The sequence below is a fragment of the Bacillus sp. PS95 genome (genome assembly GCF_037963565.1).
Lineage (GTDB): Bacteria > Bacillota > Bacilli > Bacillales > Bacillaceae > Bacillus > Bacillus subtilis.
Window position 1 is genome coordinate 3,274,160 of the sequence record NZ_CP150160.1, and the last position, 20,317, is coordinate 3,294,476.

Consider the following 20,317-nt stretch of genomic DNA (forward strand, 5'->3'; position numbering starts at 1 on the left):
TGGCATGATCTATACACTTTTTACTTGATATAAAGGATTTCGCTCTATTATACTTCCCTCTTTCGGGACGGTCAAAGCGTCTACTTCACAATGAGGGAAATGAAGCGCGAGCTGTTCTTTTAGCTCTTCTCCCTTTCCTTTTTCGGTCATGACGAGAATCGTCGGGCCTGCTCCGCTGAGAGCCGTTCCATATGCGCCCTTCATCTCGGCGACGTGCTCTACTTTTGACAGCTCAGGCACAAGCATCGCCCGGTACGGCTGATGGAACATATCCTTCTTCATGATTTTCCCGACAAGCGGCCAATCCTTGGACATGATCGCAGCAATGAGTATATTGCTGACAGCACTTGCTTTTACGGCGTCGGCATATGGAAACTCCTTCGGAAGCACGTCTCTCGCGTCTCTTGTCAGCACTTCGTAAAAAGGAATGACAACGACTACGTCAATGTCAGCATTCGGGACGCGGATCATTTGGGTCTCGTCATCCTCATGCAGGCCGATCACAAGTCCGCCGACGAGAGAAGCGCCAGCATTGTCCGGGTGTCCTTCTTCTAGACTGGCTAAATGCAGCTTGTCCGCTTCAGACAGCTTTAAGCCGCATAATTCATCAGCCAGTTCAATGGCCGCTACAATCGCCGCGGCGCTGCTGCCAAGGCCGCGTGCAAGCGGGATGTCGCTCCACACCTTCACATGGACAGGAGGTATTTCTTTTCCGTACAAATCTGCGGTCCGTTTAGCCACTTGATAGATCAGGTTATCTGTACCCGCCGGAATTCCGGCGACTGTTTCTGTTTCAGCCTCAAAAGACCATTTGTCGCTTTCAAAGACGGTCAGCTTCAAATATCTGCTGAGCGCCATTCCGACTGAATCAAAGCCGGGGCCTAGGTTAGCTGTGCTTCCGGGAACAGTGACAGAGAACAGCATGTCGGCTTCGTTCATACACGGGCCGCTCCTTTTACATATTCAAGGATGCTGTCTTCATCAGTCGGCAATGTGACAGGCTTGATTTCTGAAATGTCGACCGCTGTGTTCGGATCTTTCAGTCCGTTTCCTGTTAACACAGCTACGACCTTGCTGCCTTTCGGAATTTCTCCGGATTTCACCTGTTTCAGCACTCCTGCGATAGACGCGCAAGAACCCGGTTCTGCAAACACGCCTTCTACACGGGCGATCAGCTGATATGCGTGAAGGATTTCATCATCAGTGACTTCGTCAATTTTCCCATTGGATTCCTCGGCTGCCTTTACAGCTTTGTCCCAGCTTGCCGGGTTTCCGATACGAATGGCTGTCGCTATTGTTTCAGGATTTTCAATCACTTCATTGCGCACGATTGCCGCCGCACCCTCAGCTTCAAAGCCACGCATTTTCGGAAGGCCTGTGCCGTTTTTCTCATGATATTCCTTGAAGCCCTTCCAGTACGCAGTGATGTTTCCCGCGTTTCCGACCGGGATCGCTAAAACATCAGGCGCTTCCCCCAGCTGTTCGCACACTTCGAAGGCAGCAGTTTTTTGGCCTTCAATGCGGTAAGGGTTGACTGAGTTGACAAGGGCAATCGGTGATTTCTCACAGATGGAACGGACAATTTTAAGCGCATCGTCAAAGTTTCCGTCAATTGCGATAATCTCGGCTCCGTACATGACAGCTTGAGCGAGTTTTCCAAATGCAATTTTTCCGTTCGGGATGATGACAATGCATTTCATGTTAGCACGGGCTGCATATGCTGCCGCAGCAGCGGAAGTGTTACCTGTTGACGCGCACATAATCGTGTCATTGCCTTCTTCTTTTGCCTTTGCCACAGCCATAACCATTCCGCGATCTTTAAATGATCCCGTAGGATTGACGCCTTCCGTTTTGACATGAAGCTCAATTCCGAGCTGCTCAGACAGCTTCGGCAGGTGAATAAGAGGTGTGTTTCCTTCATGTAAAGTTAGCGCCGGTGTTTGATCTGTTACAGGTAAAAATTCTTTATATTGATGGATAAGTCCTTTCCACATTAGCTCCAACCGTTCCCTTCTACACGATATGTGCTTTTGACTTCTTGAACGACTTCCAAATCATTTAGGTTTTGCAGGATATCACTGAAATCAGCTTCTGATGTATGATGTGTGACAATTACGATTTCAGCTAACTCATCATGGCCTTTAATTGGCAGCTGAAGGATTTTTTCAAAGCTCACGCCCCGCTCTGAGAACACAGATGTAATTTTCGAGAATGAACCAACCTCATCTTTTACATGAATTCTTAAAAACTGCTGTGCATAAATGTCAGACGGCGATTTCATGTTTTTCTCATATTGCGGTCCGACAAAGCTGTTGCCGGTTACACCTAGGCGCATATTTTTCATGACAGCGACGAGGTCAGAAACAACGGATGTCGCTGTCGGCATGCTTCCGGCTCCCGGCCCGTAGAACATCGTCTCACCGACAGCCTCGCCGTATACATAAACAGCGTTAAACTCATTATGAACAGCAGAAAGCGGATGATGGTCAGGAAGCAGTGTCGGCTGTACGCTGACCTCGATTTTGCTGCCGTCACGCTGAGCAATCCCGATCAGCTTCATTGTATAGCCGAGGCGTTTGCTGAAGCTGATGTCCTCGTCTGTAATTTGGGAGATCCCCTTTACTTTGACGTCTTCCAGATCCACGTTCATCGAGAAGCCGAGGCGCGCCAATATCGCCATTTTCCGTGCGGCGTCAAGCCCTTCCACGTCAGAAGTCGGATCAGCTTCGGCAAAACCGAGATCCTGCGCTTCCTTGAGCACTTCCTCGTATGGGCTTTTCTCTTTGATCATTTTGGTTAAGATAAAGTTTGTTGTGCCGTTCACAATTCCCATCATTTTTGTAATTCGATCTGATGAGAGGCCTTCCTCTAACGTGCGCAGAATCGGAATCCCGCCGGCAACACTGGCTTCAAAGTAGATATCGCATCCATTTTCCTTCGCTTCGGCAAGCAGCTCGGAGCCGTACACAGCCATTAAGTCCTTGTTTGCTGTGACAACATGCTTTTTCGATCTCAGCGCGTCGACCAAATATTGTTTTGTCTGTTCAACGCCGCCGATCACCTCGATGACGACATCAACATCTGGATCATCAATGACATCATACACTTCTGTCGTGAGCACTTCCTTCGGCAAATCTACTTCTCTCTTTTTCTCTAAATCTTTTACAAGCACTTTTTTTATCGTAACCGGACAGCCGACCTGATGCATAAGCTTATCCTGATGGTCTTGAATAATTTTAACGACACCGCTTCCGACGGTACCTAAACCTAAAAGCCCTACACGAATCGCTTTCAAAAAAACTCCACCTTTCTTTTGATTGTCCTCTTGGAAAAGACAATTGTTAACTCAACACAGACATATAAGTTACAAACATTATATAAGCCCGCTCCTGTTTTGACAAGACAGCATTAGGCTGAATTTTGCGAATGTAAACGCTTAACGCATTGATATGACAAGATTCTTTATTTTCTAATTATTTTTGTCAGATTTTCTCCTCACCCTGAGCTGCCTTTGCCGAGCCAGCTGACGCGTGGAACAAACAGCTTCTGCGCCCGCATATTCATGAATTCCTGCGCTGTATTGAGAAATTGTTCATAACGCCCACAGTCATTAAGAATGAAGTTAAGCTGTTCTTCAAAATAATGCTTTTCTGATTCTGATGACATGTAATAGCTTTCTACGATTTCAAAATAATGAAGCGGGAAAAGCAGACGGCTGTATAAAAGGCGTTTCGAAAATGAAGACAGCGGTGTGACTTGCTCGTATTCCTGTAAAAAGAGAAAGCCCTGCTGATTAAAATCTTGTCTGTGATGCAAAAACGTATGCCTCATATATTCAGCCAAATCACGGGAAGCGTGGTCAAACACCCAATCCGCCGGAATCCTGATCAATGATTCCGGTGACCATGTATGCCTTTCCATCCGCTGATGGCATATCGTTCCTGAATCAGCGGCTTGGGGCTTGTCATCCAGCTCAGTGTCCACTAAATATTGTATCGCGTTTTCTGACAGTCCTAAATAATATGGAAATGATTCGATCATTTTTTTATCGAATGGCTCATGCGGAGGGGTCTGAACCTTTCTCTGCCAAAATGCTTCCAGCTGATCAATTCGTTTTCCCCACAGATCCTTCCACTGGCCGATTCTTCCGGCCGCCTTCACCTCATATGGATATCCTCGGCCTTTTCGGTGAAATTCCGCAAGCTCCGCTCCAATGGAGAACGCCCTGTTTGAATAAGGGGGGGCCGCCTTCAGCAGAGCGTACGTTTTTCCCTCATGTTCAAATGTCAGTTCACCTTCTTTTGTAAAGATAAAAACCGAAACGTATGGGTCACTTTGTTCTTGTAAATACTGACTCATGTAATAAAGCTCCGCCAGCTCTGTTTCTGAGAATTGGGAAACGGGGACAATCAGAAAGTATGAATTAGGCGTCTGAAAGCATTGATATGTGTGCTGGTACATGGAAAGCTGCCTGATGTGAATGCCGTATTTTTCTTTTATTGTACCTTTCACCATGATCACCTGCCTGTTGAATTAGGGCTCATCACATCGTAGTCATACACAGCCGGAATTATGAATACATATTTTAATCCGAAGAAGGCGCAAGAAAAAGTCGTAAACTTCTCAAGCATTTTGTATAAACTAGTAAAAAAGATTGGGTGAAGCTGATGTCAGAAAACGAACAATTCAGTCAGATGGAAGCTAAAGCAAGAGCACGGATGAAGGAGCGCGGCGTTGAGGTATCAGACATTGCCGAGCTTGTCTTTTTTCTGCAGAAAAAATATCATCCGGATTTAACCATTGATGAATGCACGCTGAACGTCAATCGTGTTCTCGCAAAACGCGAGGTGCAAAACGCGATTTTAACGGGCATTGAATTGGATGTTCTTGCTGAGCAGAAAAAACTGTCTGAACCGCTGCAAACGATGCTGGAAATAGATGAAAGCCTATATGGAGTAGATGAAGTTCTGGCATTTTCCATTGTGAACATTTACGGATCGATCGGGTTTACGAACTACGGTTACATCGACAAAGAAAAACCCGGAATCCTTAAACGATTGAATGATAAATCAACCGGTGAATGCCATACCTTTTTAGATGACATCGTCGGAGCGATTTCCGCCGCGGCTTCAAGCAGACTTGCTCACCGCGCGCGGCATACAGAATAAGGGCACCCTTTTAGGGCGCCCTTTTTTCAAATGTATGGAATCCATTCAGTCAGAGAGTCAATGGCGTGAGTCGGTTTTTCCATATCGTCTGTCATATGTTCTCTTTTCGTTACGCCTGTGTGAACGAGCAGCGTATCCATACCCGCGTTTATGCCGGCCATAATATCAGTGGCGTAGTTGTCGCCGACCATGAGTGTTTCAGACACATCTGTGCCGAGAACGCGCATCGCCTGCTCCATAATAATTGATTCCGGCTTGCCGATAAATACAGGCTGTACACCTGTAGATACGGTTAACACCGATGTCAGTGAGCCGTTTCCCGGCAGAAGCCCTCTTTCAGTCGGAATCGCAATATCTCCGTTAGTGGAAATAAAGCGGGCGCCATTTCTGATTGCCAGGCAGCCGACAGCAAATTTTTCGTATGTAATGGAACGGTCGATGCCAACAACGACAAAGTCCGCGTTTTCTCCGCCAAATGTCAGGCCGTTTTCTTCAATCGCCTGGCGGATTCCTTCCTCCCCAATCACATACACAGACGCGTCTTTTTTCTGCTGTGCAATGTGCTGGGCAGTTGCCATGCTGGTCGTGAAGACCTGCTCTTCTGTTGCCGGAATATCAAAAGACACGAGCTTGTCCGCTACCTGCTTCGGTGTACGCGAAGAGTTGTTTGTCACGAAAAGATAAGGAACGCCGCGATCTTTCAGCGTTCTGACAAATTCACACGCTTCCTCGATTTTTTCCGTGCCATTGTACATCGTTCCGTCTAAATCAATTAAATACCCTTTATATGTTTTCATATCCAACACTCCTGTGGCTTTCCAGTTGTTATTTAAACGCGGAAACAGGTCCTAGCTCTGTTTCCAAATAGCTTCTGATCCGTTTCGGGAAGTCCTGAAGAGCTGTTTGATGCGCCTTGATCAGTCTGTAAAGCTCGCCGCTGTCAGCGAGCAGATACTGTTGAACCAACGTTTTGCGGTAGGCGATCAATTTCTTGAGCTCATCACCCTCTTTTTCTGTGACAACTTTCTCATCAACAAGTATATCCATAATGTCGTCATAGCTGCCCGGGTCCCGCATAATAAAGCCGTCAATCATGTCATTGCCTGTATCCAAAATGCATTCGATTAACAGATGGCCTATACGCTGAAGTGCCAATTCCCCGATTTCAGACTGCCAGTCTGTTTGTGAGTCAAATAGCGCCAGCTGGTGCTCGAAGAACCCTAGTGTTTTCTCGATTTTGCTTCTGTCAACAAAATACATGACAGCATCCCCTTTGTGTATATTTATTTTCTGATCCGTTTCAAGACAAAATACGCACAGCCGAAATTGCAGTATTCGTAAATATATTCATCTAATGTGCTGATTTTCGTTTCGAAGGTTGCCTTTTGATTCTGGTCGTCAAAGAAGCCCTTGAGCCTTAACTGACCGTATCCCCAGTCTCCCACAATATAATCGTATTTATTTAATATATCGGAGTAGCGGGCTTTAAAAGCCTCTTCGTTGAAGCCGTCTTTGAAATTGTGCACCAATTCAAATTCGGCATTTTGAATAAGAATCATGATCTCACCTCTTTTTCACTCATTCCTATCATAATTCATTGCCCCGTCCCCATCAATTGCTAAAGAATAAATCATGCGATTTGGCTACCCTACACATGAGGAGGGATTGATAAATGAAACGAACCGCTGTCAGCCTCTTCCTGCTAACCGGACTATTATCCGGGTGCGGAGGCGCAGGATTGGATAATGCCCAAAATGTCCGGAATCAGACGCAGAATCAAACCAAACCCATTCATGTGTCGGACCGCAACGAGGCTTTTAACAGGCATAATGAGAACGAACAATTTGGCTATGTCCGCTATCAAAGAGAACAATTTGACGGAGACCAGCAGAAAACGCCGGTGATGAACCGGGAAGAAACCGCTCACATGATATCAAGTTTAACGGTTCAGCTCCCCCATATTCAAGATGCTGCGACATTGGTGACTGACCGAGAAGCGCTTGTCGTATACAAAACCGATTCTAAAAACCGGGAGCTGACCGCCGATCAGGTGAAAAAAACAGCGGCCTCCGTGATACCGCGATACTATCACGTGTATATTTCCGATAATCCAAACCATATGCAATCCGTCGAAAATTACAGCAATCTCGGCTCTGGTTCAAGGGATATCAGAGAGATCATGTCGGGGACGATTCAAGAAATGAAAACCTCCCCGCAAGGAAGCCCTGTCTCAGAGAATGAAAATGCCAATGGAGAAACGCGTCAGGACATGAAAATCGATAGGAATGACAAAAACGCCAGATAATCTGGCGTTTTGGCATTATGCTTGTGCTTGACGCTTTTTAGATGCTTCGTTTACTTGTTCATCCGCATGGTAAGAGGAACGGACAAGCGGGCCGGCTTCACAATGGCTGAAGCCTTTTTGCATCGCGATTTCTTTTAATTCTGCAAATTCATCAGGATGGTAGTATTTTTGGACTTTCAAGTGTTTCTTCGTCGGCTGCAGATATTGGCCGATTGCCATAATATCCACGTTGTTCGCCAAGAGGTCGTCCATTACTTCAATAATCTCTTCTTTTGTTTCGCCGAGCCCGATCATGATACTTGATTTTGTCGGAATGTCAGGCTGCATTTCCTTCGCACGGCGCAAAAATTCCAATGAACGGTCGTACGTCGCACGCGCGCGGACTCTTGGCGTCAGGCGGCGAACCGTTTCGATATTGTGATTCAGGATGTCTGGGCGTGTATCCATTAAGGTTTTTAGGTTATCGTAGTTTCCGCCCATATCAGACGGCAGCACCTCAATTGTTGTGAACGGGCTTTTTCTGCGGATCGCACGGACAGTTTCCGCGAAAATGCCTGCCCCTCCATCTTTCTGATCGTCACGCGCAACAGCCGTAATAACCGCGTGCTTCAGATTCATAAGCGCGACTGAATCCGCTACGCGTTCCGGCTCTTGCAGGTCAAGCTCAGTTGGAAGGCCTGTTTTGACAGCACAGAAACGGCATGCTCTTGTACAAACAGAACCTAAAATCATAAATGTCGCTGTACGTCTGACAGCCCAGCATTCATGAATATTCGGACATTTTGCTTCTTCGCATACGGTATGAAGGTTGTTTTCCCGCATGAGTTTTTTGAGCCCTGTATAGTTTTCATTTGTATTTAATTTAATTTTAAGCCATTCGGGCTTTCTGAGGTGTTCGTCTTTCTTTGCCAATTCCCATCATCTCCAATATCCAATATACTCAATTTCTGACACGAAACATTCTGAAAACGAGAAAGGTGCAGGTTTTAGTTCTGCAACAAAAATAATGTTTTTCTAACTAAAGAAAGTCTTTTCTTTAGACACTTTAACATAGGAAAAATTTCTCGACAAGGGAAGATGATTACTGACATTTTTAAGCCGGGTTGCCGCAAACTATGTGTATTCAATATGAAAGGAGATTATTTTGTGAAAGTTTTGTTATCCGCTCTTCTTCTCCTTTTGTTTGCATTTGAGCCTTCTGCGTCTGGAAAAAAGCTTTCAGATCCAGTGCTGTCGAAACGGATGGAATTATATCATAAAATCGAAGCTGTGACGCAGATCCCTTGGTATGCGCTCGCGGCTGTTGATCAATACGAAGAAAACGTGCGGAGCAACCGGAAAGATCTGCCTGACAAGGCGGGAATCATCAGCATCTATATACCCGATGATATCTGGAGCGGGCCTGAAAACCCGAATCCGAAAGATGATGCGCCGTTAAGCATTAAAGTGTTTGACGGAATCGGAATGGATGGCGATGGAGACGGGAAAGCCGAGGTCAGCAACGATGAAGATATCTTGTATACGTTCAGCCAATACTTACTGTCGTATGGCACAGATGAAGACAACATCCGGATCGGGCTTTGGAATTATTATCGGCGTGATCAGACAGTGGGGATTATATCTGAATTCATGAAGCTGTTTAAAGCCTACGGCCATATTGATCTGGGCGAGCATGCATTCCCGCTTCCGATCAGAACCGATTACAGCTACCGAAGCACGTGGGGAGATGCCCGCGGCTTCGGTGGAAGGCGGATTCATGAAGGTACGGATATCTTTGCCCATTACGGCCTTCCTGTCAAATCCACATGTTACGGCGTAGTTGAAATGAAGGGCTGGAACCGCTTCGGAGGATGGAGAATCGGCATCAGGGACATTAACAATACGTATCATTATTTTGCCCATCTCAATGGGTTTGCCAAAGGGATTAAAACAGGACAAATCGTTGAGCCTGGCCAAGTGATCGGATCAGTCGGCAGCTCCGGATACGGCCCGCCGGGAACCGCCGGGAAGTTCCCGCCGCATCTGCACTATGGCATGTACAAAGATAACGGAAGAACCGAATGGTCATTTGATCCATACCCGCATTTGAGGGCGTGGGAGCGATATGAATACCAAAAAAAGAAGTAACAAAAAGCCGCCTCTTCGACAGGCGGCTTATTTGCTGCTTTTTTCTTTTTTTGAATCAGCACCGTCTTCTTCTTTGCTGCTCGGGAGCTGGACAGAAGGCGTGACACCCGAGCCGCCGCTTCCATTATAAAACTGCGGCACTTCGCCCTGCACTGCTTTAATCGATACAGGAACATTATTTGTGACGACAGCGGTTTTGCTGGCAAATGGAATGATGACCTTCACTTTAATTTCGACAAAGATGCTGATATCAATAAGTGCGTTATTTATGCCATACGGCTTGATTTTGGTTTTGACATCTGTAAAAGCGTCACCGATTAAATTGAACCGGACCGGGATTTTCGGCCCGAGGTTTCCAAGAAGGCTGTTGCCGGTTACCTGTCCCAGCGGAATGTTGATCATAATGTTTTCACTGGCGCCGCTGTGTCCGGTATGGGTTTCCATCTCTTTCAAATGAGCCTGAAGCTGCTTTGTCACTTTTGTTTTCACACTGTTTACAACCTGTGTATTAAAATCGATTGTCGTTAAGTTTCCGTTTTCATCAGAATTCATTTGAAACATATCTTTCATATTTTCACTGTCAGACATATAGTCCTCAATCGAATCCTGGATCACCTCTGTCGCTATACGCTTCGTTTCCATCTCGCCGATGTCCATTAAAACAGGTTTGATCGAGCCATTGATCATCCAAAGGCTGACCGTTGTTGACAGGATAAAAAAGACAACGGACAGGAGCATCACGTAACGGAAAGGCAAAGGTCCTCTCTTGCGAAAAGGGCCGCGATATCTTGGCAAGAAAATCCCCCCTTACATATCACAATGTATGCTTGTAAGAGGGGACATAGTAATAGCCGGAGCCAATTTATTTTATTTCACCATTTTTAAAAGCGCTTCTCTGCCGCTCATGCCGACTTGAATGCCAAGATCTTCCGCGGCGTACGTGACGGATTCTAAAGGTGCGTCTAACAGCTGGTCAATGGTGCGGACACCAACTGCCCGCCCCGCCACGATGCCGCGCTCCTTTAATTTTTCATTCAGCAGCGCCACATCAAGCGCGCCGCACATAATGTATCCGTGATCATTGGTGACGGCCATAAAATTAGTTTTGGGAAGCTTTACTGTCACAGCTGTAAAAGGCTGTCCTTCTATCATGATCGGTGTCAGGTTTACCACGTCAACCACTCCCTTCATTCATCACTTTATGATGAAGGGCACAGCTTGTTGTGGGCTGACTGCCTTATTGCGCAAGCTTCCAAGCCAGCAGATCCCGCAAAAATTCCGGCATAAAATATTCTTTTTCTGCAGCGTCGCGAATCAACGGAAACAGTTTGCCGAGCGTAAACATATCAAGCACCGCAACGGAGTATTGTTTATGTTTTTCAATATCTTCCCCGTTCAGTGTGATCCGAGTGACGTGGGTGATCCCGTCATCGAGCCGTTTCGTTTCTACCTCAACGCCGGCATACACCATTTTCCCCATCACTTCTCCGCGGAAGCCGAGTCCTTTGATCCGGAGCTGCTCCATTTGTTCGGAAGCGGCATGGACAATGGTTTCCTTCAGTTCTTCTCCCGTCAGGCGGACAGCCACCGGGTTGATCGGATGCGGACAGATGCGGTGCAGATCCAGCTTTGTCACAGGACCTGCTTTTAGCGGACCGAGAATGACACCTGAATTGACCATACTGATGTCCGTCTCGCACCATTCCTTTAAGGCGTATGCCAAAAGCAAAGGCAGCTCTGATTCTTCAAACCACTTCACCTCAGCATCTTGTGCAAGCTCTGCAACGGCATCGGACAGCTTCTCCTCGGCTTCACGTTCTTTTTCATTGAGAAACGCTTTTGTTTCTGCGGATTCTCCTGTCCATTCCGCCATGTTCTGCACAGAAGCCGTTTTGCTGATGATGCTTCGCTGTACGCTGTCCACCGTGATTTCTACACAGCCGACATAATGGCCGTATTTCTCGGCGCTGGCCAGCAGTACCCCATTAACCACTTGTCCATCTTCGAGCAAATGATGGGTATGTGATTCGAGGATTACATCAATCTCAGGTACCGCTTCAGCCACTGCCTGATCATCAAGAATGCCTAAATGTGACAGCAGAACGATAATATCAGCCTGCCCTTTCACTTCCTGAATGGTTTCCTTTATGCTTTCAAGGGCATCCGTTACTGTCCATCCCAGCTTGTCATATACAGGATAATACGGCACAGTTACACCTAAGAAAGCAATGGACATGCCGTTTTTCAATGATTTGATATGGTAAGGCACCGCCCAGGACGGACGGTTTCCATTTTTATCAAACAGATTAGAGACGATGACAGGAAATTCAGCATGATCATATAAGGCAGCAAGCTCTTCATGCGGAAGCGTAATCCCTTCGTTATTGCCGATCGCCGCTCCATCAATGTGAAGGCGGTTTAAGAGATCGACATTCGCTTTTCCGAATGTCGCCTCTGTCACGAATTGAAAACGATCTAGATGATCGCCAATATCAAAAACGAGCGTCTCTTCGCCGTCTGACTGATGCTCTTTTCTTTTCTGCTCGATATAATCTACAATTTTCGGCCAGTTTTCAAAATGGCTGTGCAAATCATTTGTATGATATAAGCGGAGCTTCTCCTTCATAATATCTCTCCCTAATCGTTCAGCTGAAAATGCCTTCATAAATGAGCTGGCAGCCGATCAAAATCAATACGATCCGCATGATCATAACGATCGTTTTCGTCTGCATTTTTCTGTTGATGGCGGCGCCAAGCTTTCCGCCGAACCAAGCGCCGGGCACAAGCGCGAGGGCGTACAGCCAATTGACGTGCCCGGAAATCATATGTGAAACAGACCCTGTCATAGAAGACAGGAAAATAATAAACATGGACGTTGCCACCGCAACCTTCGGCGGAAACAGAAATAACAGCATCATCGCCGGAACCATCAGTGATCCGCCGCCTATACCGAAAAGTCCGCCTAAAAAACCGACAACAAAGGCAATGGCAATACCGACAGGGGCCTGATATGAGTACGTATAAGGCTCACCGGCATCATCCTGAAATGTCCGGATAATTCCTTTGTGCGCTTTGTTGATTGGCCGGGCTTTCGCTTTCAGCATTAAGGATAATGAAATCAGAATCATAAAAATGCCAAACCAAACGGAAAACGAGTTTGAATTGAACAGCTTTGACACGTAAGCCCCGATCATGCTGCCGGGACCTGAACCGATAAAGAAAATGAGCCCGCTCTTATAATCAACTGTTTTATATTTAATATAAGCCAAAGTTGAAGAAAGGCCCGTAAAAATAATGACCAAAAGCGAAGTTCCAATCGCAACCTGCGGCGTCACATCCTGAAACAGCTGCGTCACTGTGCTTAAAAACATCAGAGACGGCACAATGACAATTCCGCCGCCAAGCCCGATCAGACTTCCTACCGTACCTGCGATTAATCCCAGTACGACCAAAATCACAAACGACATCAATAAAAACCTCTTTTCTAAAATAAATCGAGCTGTCTCGGAGCAAGTCCGCTGTACTCGATATCAAGCAGTTCAAGCATCTGCTTGCCATTATCCGCAGCGTCACCGCCGGAATTATTGTTGAACAGGACAAAAACATCCTTACATTGCTGCTGCAATTCATTCAGGTGCTTTTTCCAATCCTCCAGCTCCTGTTGGTTGTAGCGGTATAAGTACCTGACCTCCCGCCAGTTTTTCCCGCCATCAGGCTTCATCCAGCCCTGCTTGTTGCGTCCGTGAAACCTGACGAGCGTTTTGTTTTCATCGGTCGCGCGCAGCACAGTAGGAACGCTGCCTTCTCCGATTTGCGGTTCATCACAGACACTGTGAATCCAGCCTTCCGCTTTCATAAATGAAAGCGTCTGCTCATAAAATGGCGGCGAGAACCAGGAACGGTTTCTGAATTCAAGCGCGCAAGGAATATCTCCCATTTGGTGCTTGCACCATCTCAAATAGGCGACATTCTCCTTCTTGCAGTCAAACCACGGCGGAAATTGAAACAGCACCATGGCGAGCTTATTGCTATGTAAATATGGCGTTAGAGACACCTTAAACGCATCAAACATCTCCTCTTTTGAGTCAAAGGGAATTTCGCCGCGCTGATGCCCTGTCATGCCCTGATATGCTTTCACGATAAATTGGAAGGTTTCGGGCGTTTCCTTCACCCACTTTTCATTATTGCGCGCCGGCTGAATCGCGTAAAAGCTCGCGTCTAATTCCACGATCGGAAAATGGGAGGAATAGGCCTGCAATTTTTTCTGGCTGGCCGTTTTCGGCGGATAGATGCTGTCATGATCCCCCCACCCCGTCAGTCCGATATAAATCACACTCATTCACCTCTCTTCCAGTTTATCACACGTGTTTTCAGGTTTCCTTGGAAATGCTGTTCATATGGCGGGAAAATGCAGAACGAAGATGCTGATATTGTTCCTCATTCGTATCTAAAAACGCCTCTTCTCTTGAGGAAGGAATATGCTGATATTCAATAGGCGCCTGAAACTGCTCACTCGTAAAATCGTACATCACACCATTGATGCTGTTGTAAAAATGCCAGCTCTCACCGACTTTTGTTTTGAAAATCGTGCCGCCGAAATGGTCTTGAATCACCAATGCCGTCACGCCGCATTGGCCGCATGACGGGCATTCTTCCGTCCATTTAGAGCTCGAATGGCGCGACCAGGATTGCTTAAGTATGTATTTGACATGCTCCATTGCCTCCGCCTCCTTTAAAAAAAGATACCACGTTGATGAGATTTTAAAAACTAGAACCGAGGAAATCAAAAAACCCGGCGGTAAAATCCGCCGGGCTTACGAAGGAACGACCAGAGCTCCGTCTATTTCAATGACTTTTTCCCCATCATTGTACACGCACCGGCCTTTGCTGTAAGTGGCCGTAATGCTGCAGGGAAATGTATGTCCTTCGTAAATGCTTTTTTTATGCTTTGCAAACATCGATTCTCTTGTAACAGTGTACGGCTCCATGCTGACGAGCACGAAATCTGCATCACACCCCGCCTCAAGCCGCCCTTTTTTCTGAAGGCCGAATCGTTTTGCAGGGGCCGCCGCTGTCCATTCTGCGATGGTATCAAATGGAATCTGATGCTCAAGCGCCAGTTCCAGCATTCCTAATAAAGTGAACTGCCCGCCGCTGATTCCGCCCCATGATAAAAACATGTTATCCTCCCGCTTCAAGGATGGACGGCAGGGGGAATGGTCTGAGGAAACCATGTCAATGTCCCCGGCAATGAGCGTCTCGATCAGCGTCTCTTTTGATTGCCGCGACCGGAGCGGAGGCGCGCATTTTGCGACAGAGCCCCTTTGCCGTAAATCGTCATGGCTGAACAAGACATAATGCGGACATGTTTCAACCGAAACATCAAGACCTTCCAGTTTCGCCTCTCTGATCAGCCGGACCGCTTTCGCCGTGCTGATATGGACAAAATGAACCGGACAGCCTGTCACCTTCGCATACTGAATCGTGCGATACACCGCTTCAACTTCTGCTTCCTCCGGGCGGGAGGCGGCGTACGCATCCGCGTCCACCTTTCCTTTATTGGCCAAAACCATCTGCAAGTAGCTTGTGATCGCGTCGCTTTCTGCGTGAAGAGCGAGGATTTTTCCTGCAGCCGCGATTTCTGCCATGCCTTTGAGCAATGTCCGTTCATCAACAGAGCGGAACTCATCAGTGCCTGACTTTGATAAAAACGCTTTAAACCCGATCGCTCCCGCTTCAGCCATCGGACGGATGTCCTCAATATGGCCTGGCACAAGGCCGCCCCATAGCGCAAAATCCACGGCAGATTTTTGCCTGCCTAGCTCAGCTTTTGCGAGAAGATGCTCTGCCGTCACGGTTGATGGAATACAGTTGAGCGGCATATCAAAATAGGTGGTGCAGCCGCCTGCGGCCATCATTTGAGAACCTGTTTCAAACCCCTCCCAATCCTCCCTGCCCGGTTCATTAAAATGAACATGGCAGTCTATCACACCAGGAAACACGTATTTCCCGTCTGCCTGGATGATTTCCGTCCCGCTTGCTTCAATGTCAGAACCTATCTCGGCAATGACACCGTTTTGAACTGCAATATCAGCTTCTATAACGCCATCTGGCGTAACTGCCTTCGCACCTTTTATCACCATATCGTAAGCCATATTGATCCCCCCATGTAAGGATGACGATTTTTCATGTCAGTTTATGTAACACAACCAGTTCTATTTTCAACAGTTTACTGCTACTATGATCGTATTACATCAGCAAAACCGCTAGAATTCCTATTGAAAATTATTCACCTTAACCAATGTTTTTATAGAAAAGGAGAATGCGCTATGAATATTTTTGATGTGATGAAAATACCGGCTTTTAAAAACGCCAATTTAATCGCTGGAAAAGCAGGAGGGGAAAGAGAGGTTCAGCATGTCAATATGATGGACGCTCCGGATATCGCAGACTTTTTGCATAAGAATGAATTGCTCGTCACCACCGCCTATCACCTGAAGGATCACCCGCATCAATTATCTGAACTGATTCGGCAAATGGCAAAACGCGGCTGCGCGGGCCTCGGCATTAAAACAAAGCGCTATCTGGAAGATATCCCGAAGGAAATCATCGAACTGGCCGATTCATATGCGTTTCCGATCATTGAGCTTCCGGAACACATCCGACTCGGCGATATTGTGAATGCCACACTCAGCCATATTCTCGATATGCGTTCTAACGAGCTGCAGCAAGCCATTTACGCGCACAAAAAATTCACAAACCACATTATGAGCGGCAAGGGGCTGCAATCCCTCCTCAAAAAGGTGTCAGACCTCCTTCAGCTTCCCGTGCTGCTGCTTGACCAGCATGCCAAAATGCTGTCTGCGTCTCATCAGATTTCAGTTGAGACCGAAAAGCTGAAAGGCACCCTGAATACCGTATCCGGGCCATTTTTCACTTGTTTCTCTACAATCTCAGATCAGAAAACATATTCTGTCCTGCCTATTTATAATCACGAAAAAAACTGCGGCTACCTGCTGATACCCGACATGGTGCAGGCAGGCGACAAAGGATTGATCCTCACGATTGAACAAGCGGCCAACGTCATTTCCTTTGAACTGCTGAAGGAAAATGCGCTGAAGCAGTTCAGCCGGCGGGCCCGCAATGAGTTTTTCAACAATTTTATTGAGCGGTCCTTTTCTTCAGATGACGAAATCAAAAACCGGGCGAAAGAATTCAAGCTGCGCTGGGATCAAAAATACATGTGCATTGCCGGCAAACTCGATCGCAATGACGAATCAATCAGCTTTACAGAAAATCAGCTCGCTTCCGACAGCGTATTCGAATTTCTTGAAGGTGAATTATCAGCCTTCCCGTTTCCGCCTCACTTCTTTATGAAAGGAAATGTCGGCATTATTCTAATCGAGGCGACAGACAGCTGGAGTGAAATGCACGCCTCGGTGATCAGCTTTTTAGAACAGTTTCAAATACAGGTCAGCACTCAATTTAAACGAACCGTGTCCTTTGGCATCAGCAATATCTGCCAAAAGCTCATTGATGTTCCCGACGCTTTCACAGAAGCTTCTGATGCTCTGCAATCGGGGCATTTGTCAAGAAGCACCGCATTTATCCAGGTGTATCACGCCAAAGATGTGCCTGAGCTTCTGCGCTTGCTCCCGGTTGAGGATTTGAAGAAATTTTACAACTCCACGCTTCAGAGCCTCGCTGAAAAACAGCAGGAGGATCAAAGCCTGCTTCATACGCTTTCCGTCTATTTAGAGACACACTGCCAAATTTCAGAGACGGCAAAGCGTCTGTACGTTCATCGCAATACGGTCATATACCGCCTTGAAAAATGCGAAGAGCTTCTGGGGAAAAGCTTAAAAGATCCTGAAACAACGATGCGTTTGCGGCTTGCATTACGTATGCAGCGGCTGATCAGCTAATGTTTGTTACATTTTATTACAAAATGAATCATTTTTCGTCACTTTCAGCAATCACACCTGTCTTTTTCAGCTACTGTATCCAATGACACCCCTCGATCGGCACGATATCATGTTACTAAAGTTCACATACAAGGAGGGACTATAGTGAAAAAAAGATCGTTTAAGGTGTTTACGCTTAGCCTGCAGCATGTGCTCGCCATGTATGCAGGTGCGATTTTGGTGCCCCTGCTTGTCGGCAGGGCGCTGAATGTAACAACTGAACAGCTGTCCTACCTATTGGCGATTGACCTGTTAACATGCGGCGTCGCGACGCTTTTGCAAACCTTGCGCGGAGCATACATCGGCATCGGGCTTCCCGTCATGCTTGGCAGTTCATTTGTGGCCGTCACCCCGATGATTGCAATCGGCAGCAATTACGGCATTCACGCGATTTACGGTTCCATCATCGTGGCCGGTGTGTTCATCTTTTTGTTTGCGCGTTTTTTCGGCAAGCTGACTGTGTTATTTCCTCCTGTCGTAACAGGTACCGTTGTGACCTTGATCGGCCTTTCACTTGTTCCGACAGGTGTGAAAAATATGGCTGGCGGCGAAAAAATAAACGGCAGCGCCAACCCCGAATACGGTTCGCTCGAAAACCTTCTTCTCTCTGTCGGTGTCCTTGTTCTGATCTTAGTCCTCAACCGCTTTCTCAAAGGATTTGCCCGAACACTGTCCGTTCTGATCGGCATCGCCGCCGGAACAGCGGCAGCAGCGATCATGGGCAAAGTCAGCTTTTCTTCTGTTACAGAAGCACCGTTCTTCCAAATCCCGAAGCCTTTTTACTTCGGAGCCCCTGCGTTTGAAATCGGTCCGATCTTAACGATGCTGATCGTCGGAATCGTCATTATTGTGGAATCAACCGGCGTTTTTTACGCAATCGGAAAGATATGCGGCAGACCTTTAACTGAAAAAGATCTCGTCAAAGGCTATCGAGCGGAAGGAATCGCCATTCTCATCGGCGGACTGTTCAATGCCTTTCCTTATAATACCTTTGCGCAAAACGCCGGCTTATTGCAGCTGACCAAAGTGAAAACAAGAAACATCGTCGTTACCGCAGGCTGTATCCTTGTCTGTCTCGGACTGATTCCGAAGATTGCCGCCCTTGCATCTGCCGTTCCTGCTGCTGTACTTGGCGGCGCGACCGTCGTCATGTTCGGCATGGTGATTGCCTCCGGCGTCAAAATGCTCAGCACAGCGGATCTCAAAAATCAATACCACCTCCTGACCATCGCATGCTCAATCGCACTCGGCATCGGCGCCAGCACGGCCCCCGGGATTTTTGCTGAATTCCCCGCTCCGATTAGAATTCTGGTCAGTGACGGCACCATCACTGGAAGCCTGACCGCCATCTTTTTGAATCTATTTTTCAGCTTGCGCGACAAAAAAGAATTAACAGCACAGCAAACAGAACTTCCGGTATTAGAACATACACTCGTATTAGAAAAAGAGGTGTAAAAAAGATGAAGGAACAGCACAATGCCTTACAGCTGATGATGCTGGGGCTTCAGCACATGCTTGCCATGTATGCGGGAGCCATTCTCGTTCCGCTGATTGTCGGAGCGGCGATCGGGCTGAATGCGGGGCAGCTGACGTATTTAATCGCGATTGATTTGTTTATGTGCGGGGCGGCAACTCTTTTGCAGCTCTGGAGAAACCGATATTTCGGCATCGGCCTTCCCGTTGTGCTCGGATGTACGTTTACCGCAGTCGGCCCGATGATTTCCATCGGCAGCACTTACGGTGTCCCAGCGATATATGGTGCCATTATCGCCGCAGGACTGATTGTCGTCTTAGCCGCGGGCTTCTTCGGGAAGCTTGTCCGTTTTTTTCCGCCTGTCGTAACCGGATCAGTCGTCATGATCATCGGCATCAGCCTGATTCCAACGGCAATGAATAACCTGGCCGGAGGTGAAGGAAGCAAAGAATTCGGCTCACTCGACAACGTGCTCCTCGGGTTTGGCGTCACAGCTTTTATCTTATTGCTGTTTTATTTCTTTAAAGGCTTTATCCGCTCCATAGCGATTTTACTCGGTCTTATCGCAGGAACAGCGGCTGCATATTTCATGGGAAAGGTCGATTTTTCTGAGGTTTTGGAGGCGTCTTGGCTTCATGTTCCGTCTCTGTTTTATTTCGGACCGCCAACCTTTGAGCTGCCGGCTGTTGTCACGATGCTTCTCGTTGCGATTGTCAGCCTCGTTGAATCGACAGGCGTTTATTTTGCCCTCGCTGATATCACAAACCGCAGGCTGTCGGAGAAGGATCTGGAAAAAGGCTACCGGGCAGAAGGCCTTGCGATTTTGCTGGGCGGCTTATTTAACGCGTTTCCCTATACAGCTTTCTCGCAGAATGTCGGCATCGTTCAGCTCTCAAAGATGAAAAGTGTCAACGTCATCGCCATCACAGGAATCATACTGGTCGCGATCGGGCTGGTTCCAAAAGCAGCGGCCCTGACAACAGTGATCCCCACCCCAGTTCTCGGCGGCGCAATGATCGTCATGTTCGGCATGGTCATTTCTTACGGGATCAAAATGCTATCCAGCGTTGACCTTGATTCGCAAGGCAACTTGCTGATTATCGCCTCTTCCGTCAGCTTGGGGCTTGGCGCTACAACAGTTCCCGCGTTGTTTTCATCTCTTCCGGGCGCGGCCTCTGTCTTGGCAGGAAGCGGAATTGTGATCGGCAGTTTGACGGCCATTGCACTGCACGCTTTTTTTCAAACCAAACAGTCGAATGGCGCAGACATAAAAACGTAA

21 protein-coding genes are annotated in these 20,317 nt (G+C 47.2%); 6 read left to right on the plus strand and 15 right to left on the minus strand.

What is annotated here, in order from left to right; genetic code table 11:
* Nucleotides 1-9 precede the first annotated feature (9 nt).
* The 4 genes from thrB to cotNH all read right to left on the minus strand — a co-directional run bounded on the left by thrB (nucleotide 10) and on the right by cotNH (nucleotide 4,515).
* Complete coding sequence (thrB, locus tag NSQ12_RS17140) at nucleotides 10-939, minus strand: homoserine kinase (RefSeq protein WP_032730335.1); 930 nt, start codon at nucleotides 937-939, stop codon at nucleotides 10-12.
* Nucleotides 936-1,994: a threonine synthase gene (gene thrC / locus NSQ12_RS17145; protein WP_003228697.1), complete on the minus strand. Its 1,059-nt coding sequence runs from the start codon at nucleotides 1,992-1,994 to the stop codon at nucleotides 936-938. Before thrC ends, thrB begins: the two co-directional genes overlap by 4 nt.
* The gene (locus NSQ12_RS17150) at nucleotides 1,994-3,295 is read right to left on the minus strand and encodes a homoserine dehydrogenase (RefSeq protein ID WP_003228694.1); all 1,302 of its coding nucleotides are present in this window, start codon (nucleotides 3,293-3,295) and stop codon (nucleotides 1,994-1,996) included. The genes thrC and NSQ12_RS17150 overlap by 1 nt, the downstream gene beginning before the upstream one ends.
* A gap of 200 nt (nucleotides 3,296-3,495) precedes the next feature.
* On the minus strand, nucleotides 3,496-4,515 hold the full coding sequence (gene cotNH / locus NSQ12_RS17155; protein WP_014480751.1) for a spore coat-associated protein CotNH: 1,020 nt from the start codon (nucleotides 4,513-4,515) through the stop codon (nucleotides 3,496-3,498).
* A gap of 152 nt (nucleotides 4,516-4,667) precedes the next feature.
* Between cotNH and NSQ12_RS17160 the strand changes: the two genes are divergently transcribed.
* Nucleotides 4,668-5,168: a phosphatidylglycerophosphatase A gene (locus NSQ12_RS17160; protein WP_003243814.1), complete on the plus strand. Its 501-nt coding sequence runs from the start codon at nucleotides 4,668-4,670 to the stop codon at nucleotides 5,166-5,168.
* Nucleotides 5,169-5,194: 26 nt separating this feature from the next.
* Here the strand turns inward: NSQ12_RS17160 and nucF are convergent, their stop codons facing one another.
* From nucF to NSQ12_RS17175, 3 genes are read right to left on the minus strand one after another with little or no spacing between them, the layout of a single operon-like run.
* The gene (nucF, locus tag NSQ12_RS17165; RefSeq protein WP_003243196.1) at nucleotides 5,195-5,965 is read right to left on the minus strand and encodes a 5' nucleotidase NucF; all 771 of its coding nucleotides are present in this window, start codon (nucleotides 5,963-5,965) and stop codon (nucleotides 5,195-5,197) included.
* A gap of 28 nt (nucleotides 5,966-5,993) precedes the next feature.
* On the minus strand, nucleotides 5,994-6,428 hold the full coding sequence (locus NSQ12_RS17170) for a DUF86 domain-containing protein (RefSeq protein ID WP_003228684.1): 435 nt from the start codon (nucleotides 6,426-6,428) through the stop codon (nucleotides 5,994-5,996).
* A 23-nt stretch (nucleotides 6,429-6,451) separates the two neighbouring features.
* The gene (locus NSQ12_RS17175; RefSeq protein ID WP_003228682.1) at nucleotides 6,452-6,727 is read right to left on the minus strand and encodes a YutD family protein; all 276 of its coding nucleotides are present in this window, start codon (nucleotides 6,725-6,727) and stop codon (nucleotides 6,452-6,454) included.
* Between the two features lie 113 nt (nucleotides 6,728-6,840).
* On the opposite strand from NSQ12_RS17175, the gene NSQ12_RS17180 reads away from it, so the two are divergent.
* Nucleotides 6,841-7,473, plus strand: coding sequence for a YhcN/YlaJ family sporulation lipoprotein (locus tag NSQ12_RS17180; RefSeq protein ID WP_015251302.1), 633 nt, complete (start codon nucleotides 6,841-6,843; stop codon nucleotides 7,471-7,473).
* A gap of 15 nt (nucleotides 7,474-7,488) precedes the next feature.
* Here the strand turns inward: NSQ12_RS17180 and lipA are convergent, their stop codons facing one another.
* The gene (lipA, locus tag NSQ12_RS17185) at nucleotides 7,489-8,385 is read right to left on the minus strand and encodes a lipoyl synthase (protein ID WP_003222888.1); all 897 of its coding nucleotides are present in this window, start codon (nucleotides 8,383-8,385) and stop codon (nucleotides 7,489-7,491) included.
* A gap of 234 nt (nucleotides 8,386-8,619) precedes the next feature.
* Here lipA and lytH point away from each other — a divergent pair, with 234 nt between their 5' ends.
* The gene (gene lytH / locus NSQ12_RS17190; protein WP_015714649.1) at nucleotides 8,620-9,600 is read left to right on the plus strand and encodes an L-Ala--D-Glu endopeptidase; all 981 of its coding nucleotides are present in this window, start codon (nucleotides 8,620-8,622) and stop codon (nucleotides 9,598-9,600) included.
* Nucleotides 9,601-9,627: 27 nt separating this feature from the next.
* Here lytH and yunB read toward each other — a convergent pair whose 3' ends face one another.
* The 7 genes from yunB to NSQ12_RS17225 form a co-directional block, all read right to left on the minus strand.
* Nucleotides 9,628-10,395 (minus strand): sporulation protein YunB, encoded by a 768-nt coding sequence (yunB, locus tag NSQ12_RS17195; RefSeq protein WP_015483652.1) that lies wholly within the window; start codon nucleotides 10,393-10,395, stop codon nucleotides 9,628-9,630.
* A 72-nt stretch (nucleotides 10,396-10,467) separates the two neighbouring features.
* On the minus strand, nucleotides 10,468-10,773 hold the full coding sequence (locus tag NSQ12_RS17200; protein WP_014665249.1) for a YunC family protein: 306 nt from the start codon (nucleotides 10,771-10,773) through the stop codon (nucleotides 10,468-10,470).
* 64 nt (nucleotides 10,774-10,837) lie between these two features.
* Entirely contained in the window at nucleotides 10,838-12,226 is a 1,389-nt protein-coding gene (locus NSQ12_RS17205) for a bifunctional UDP-sugar hydrolase/5'-nucleotidase (protein ID WP_101501431.1), read from the minus strand.
* A gap of 19 nt (nucleotides 12,227-12,245) precedes the next feature.
* Complete coding sequence (locus NSQ12_RS17210; RefSeq protein ID WP_017696724.1) at nucleotides 12,246-13,067, minus strand: sulfite exporter TauE/SafE family protein; 822 nt, start codon at nucleotides 13,065-13,067, stop codon at nucleotides 12,246-12,248.
* A gap of 17 nt (nucleotides 13,068-13,084) precedes the next feature.
* A complete protein-coding gene (locus NSQ12_RS17215) occupies nucleotides 13,085-13,933 on the minus strand; it encodes a DUF72 domain-containing protein (protein WP_003243895.1) in 849 nt (282 codons plus the stop codon).
* A 37-nt stretch (nucleotides 13,934-13,970) separates the two neighbouring features.
* Nucleotides 13,971-14,318, minus strand: a complete 348-nt coding sequence (locus NSQ12_RS17220) for a hypothetical protein (protein WP_014480757.1) — start codon at nucleotides 14,316-14,318, stop codon at nucleotides 13,971-13,973.
* Between the two features lie 96 nt (nucleotides 14,319-14,414).
* The gene (locus NSQ12_RS17225; protein WP_339175237.1) at nucleotides 14,415-15,755 is read right to left on the minus strand and encodes an allantoinase; all 1,341 of its coding nucleotides are present in this window, start codon (nucleotides 15,753-15,755) and stop codon (nucleotides 14,415-14,417) included.
* A 174-nt stretch (nucleotides 15,756-15,929) separates the two neighbouring features.
* On the opposite strand from NSQ12_RS17225, the gene pucR reads away from it, so the two are divergent.
* The 3 genes from pucR to pucK all read left to right on the plus strand — a co-directional run bounded on the left by pucR (nucleotide 15,930) and on the right by pucK (nucleotide 20,317).
* Complete coding sequence (pucR, locus tag NSQ12_RS17230) at nucleotides 15,930-17,525, plus strand: purine catabolism transcriptional regulator PucR (protein ID WP_327839265.1); 1,596 nt, start codon at nucleotides 15,930-15,932, stop codon at nucleotides 17,523-17,525.
* A gap of 144 nt (nucleotides 17,526-17,669) precedes the next feature.
* The gene (gene pucJ, locus NSQ12_RS17235; protein WP_327839264.1) at nucleotides 17,670-19,019 is read left to right on the plus strand and encodes a uric acid permease PucJ; all 1,350 of its coding nucleotides are present in this window, start codon (nucleotides 17,670-17,672) and stop codon (nucleotides 19,017-19,019) included.
* A 5-nt stretch (nucleotides 19,020-19,024) separates the two neighbouring features.
* Nucleotides 19,025-20,317, plus strand: coding sequence for a uric acid permease PucK (pucK, locus tag NSQ12_RS17240; RefSeq protein ID WP_124072762.1), 1,293 nt, complete (start codon nucleotides 19,025-19,027; stop codon nucleotides 20,315-20,317).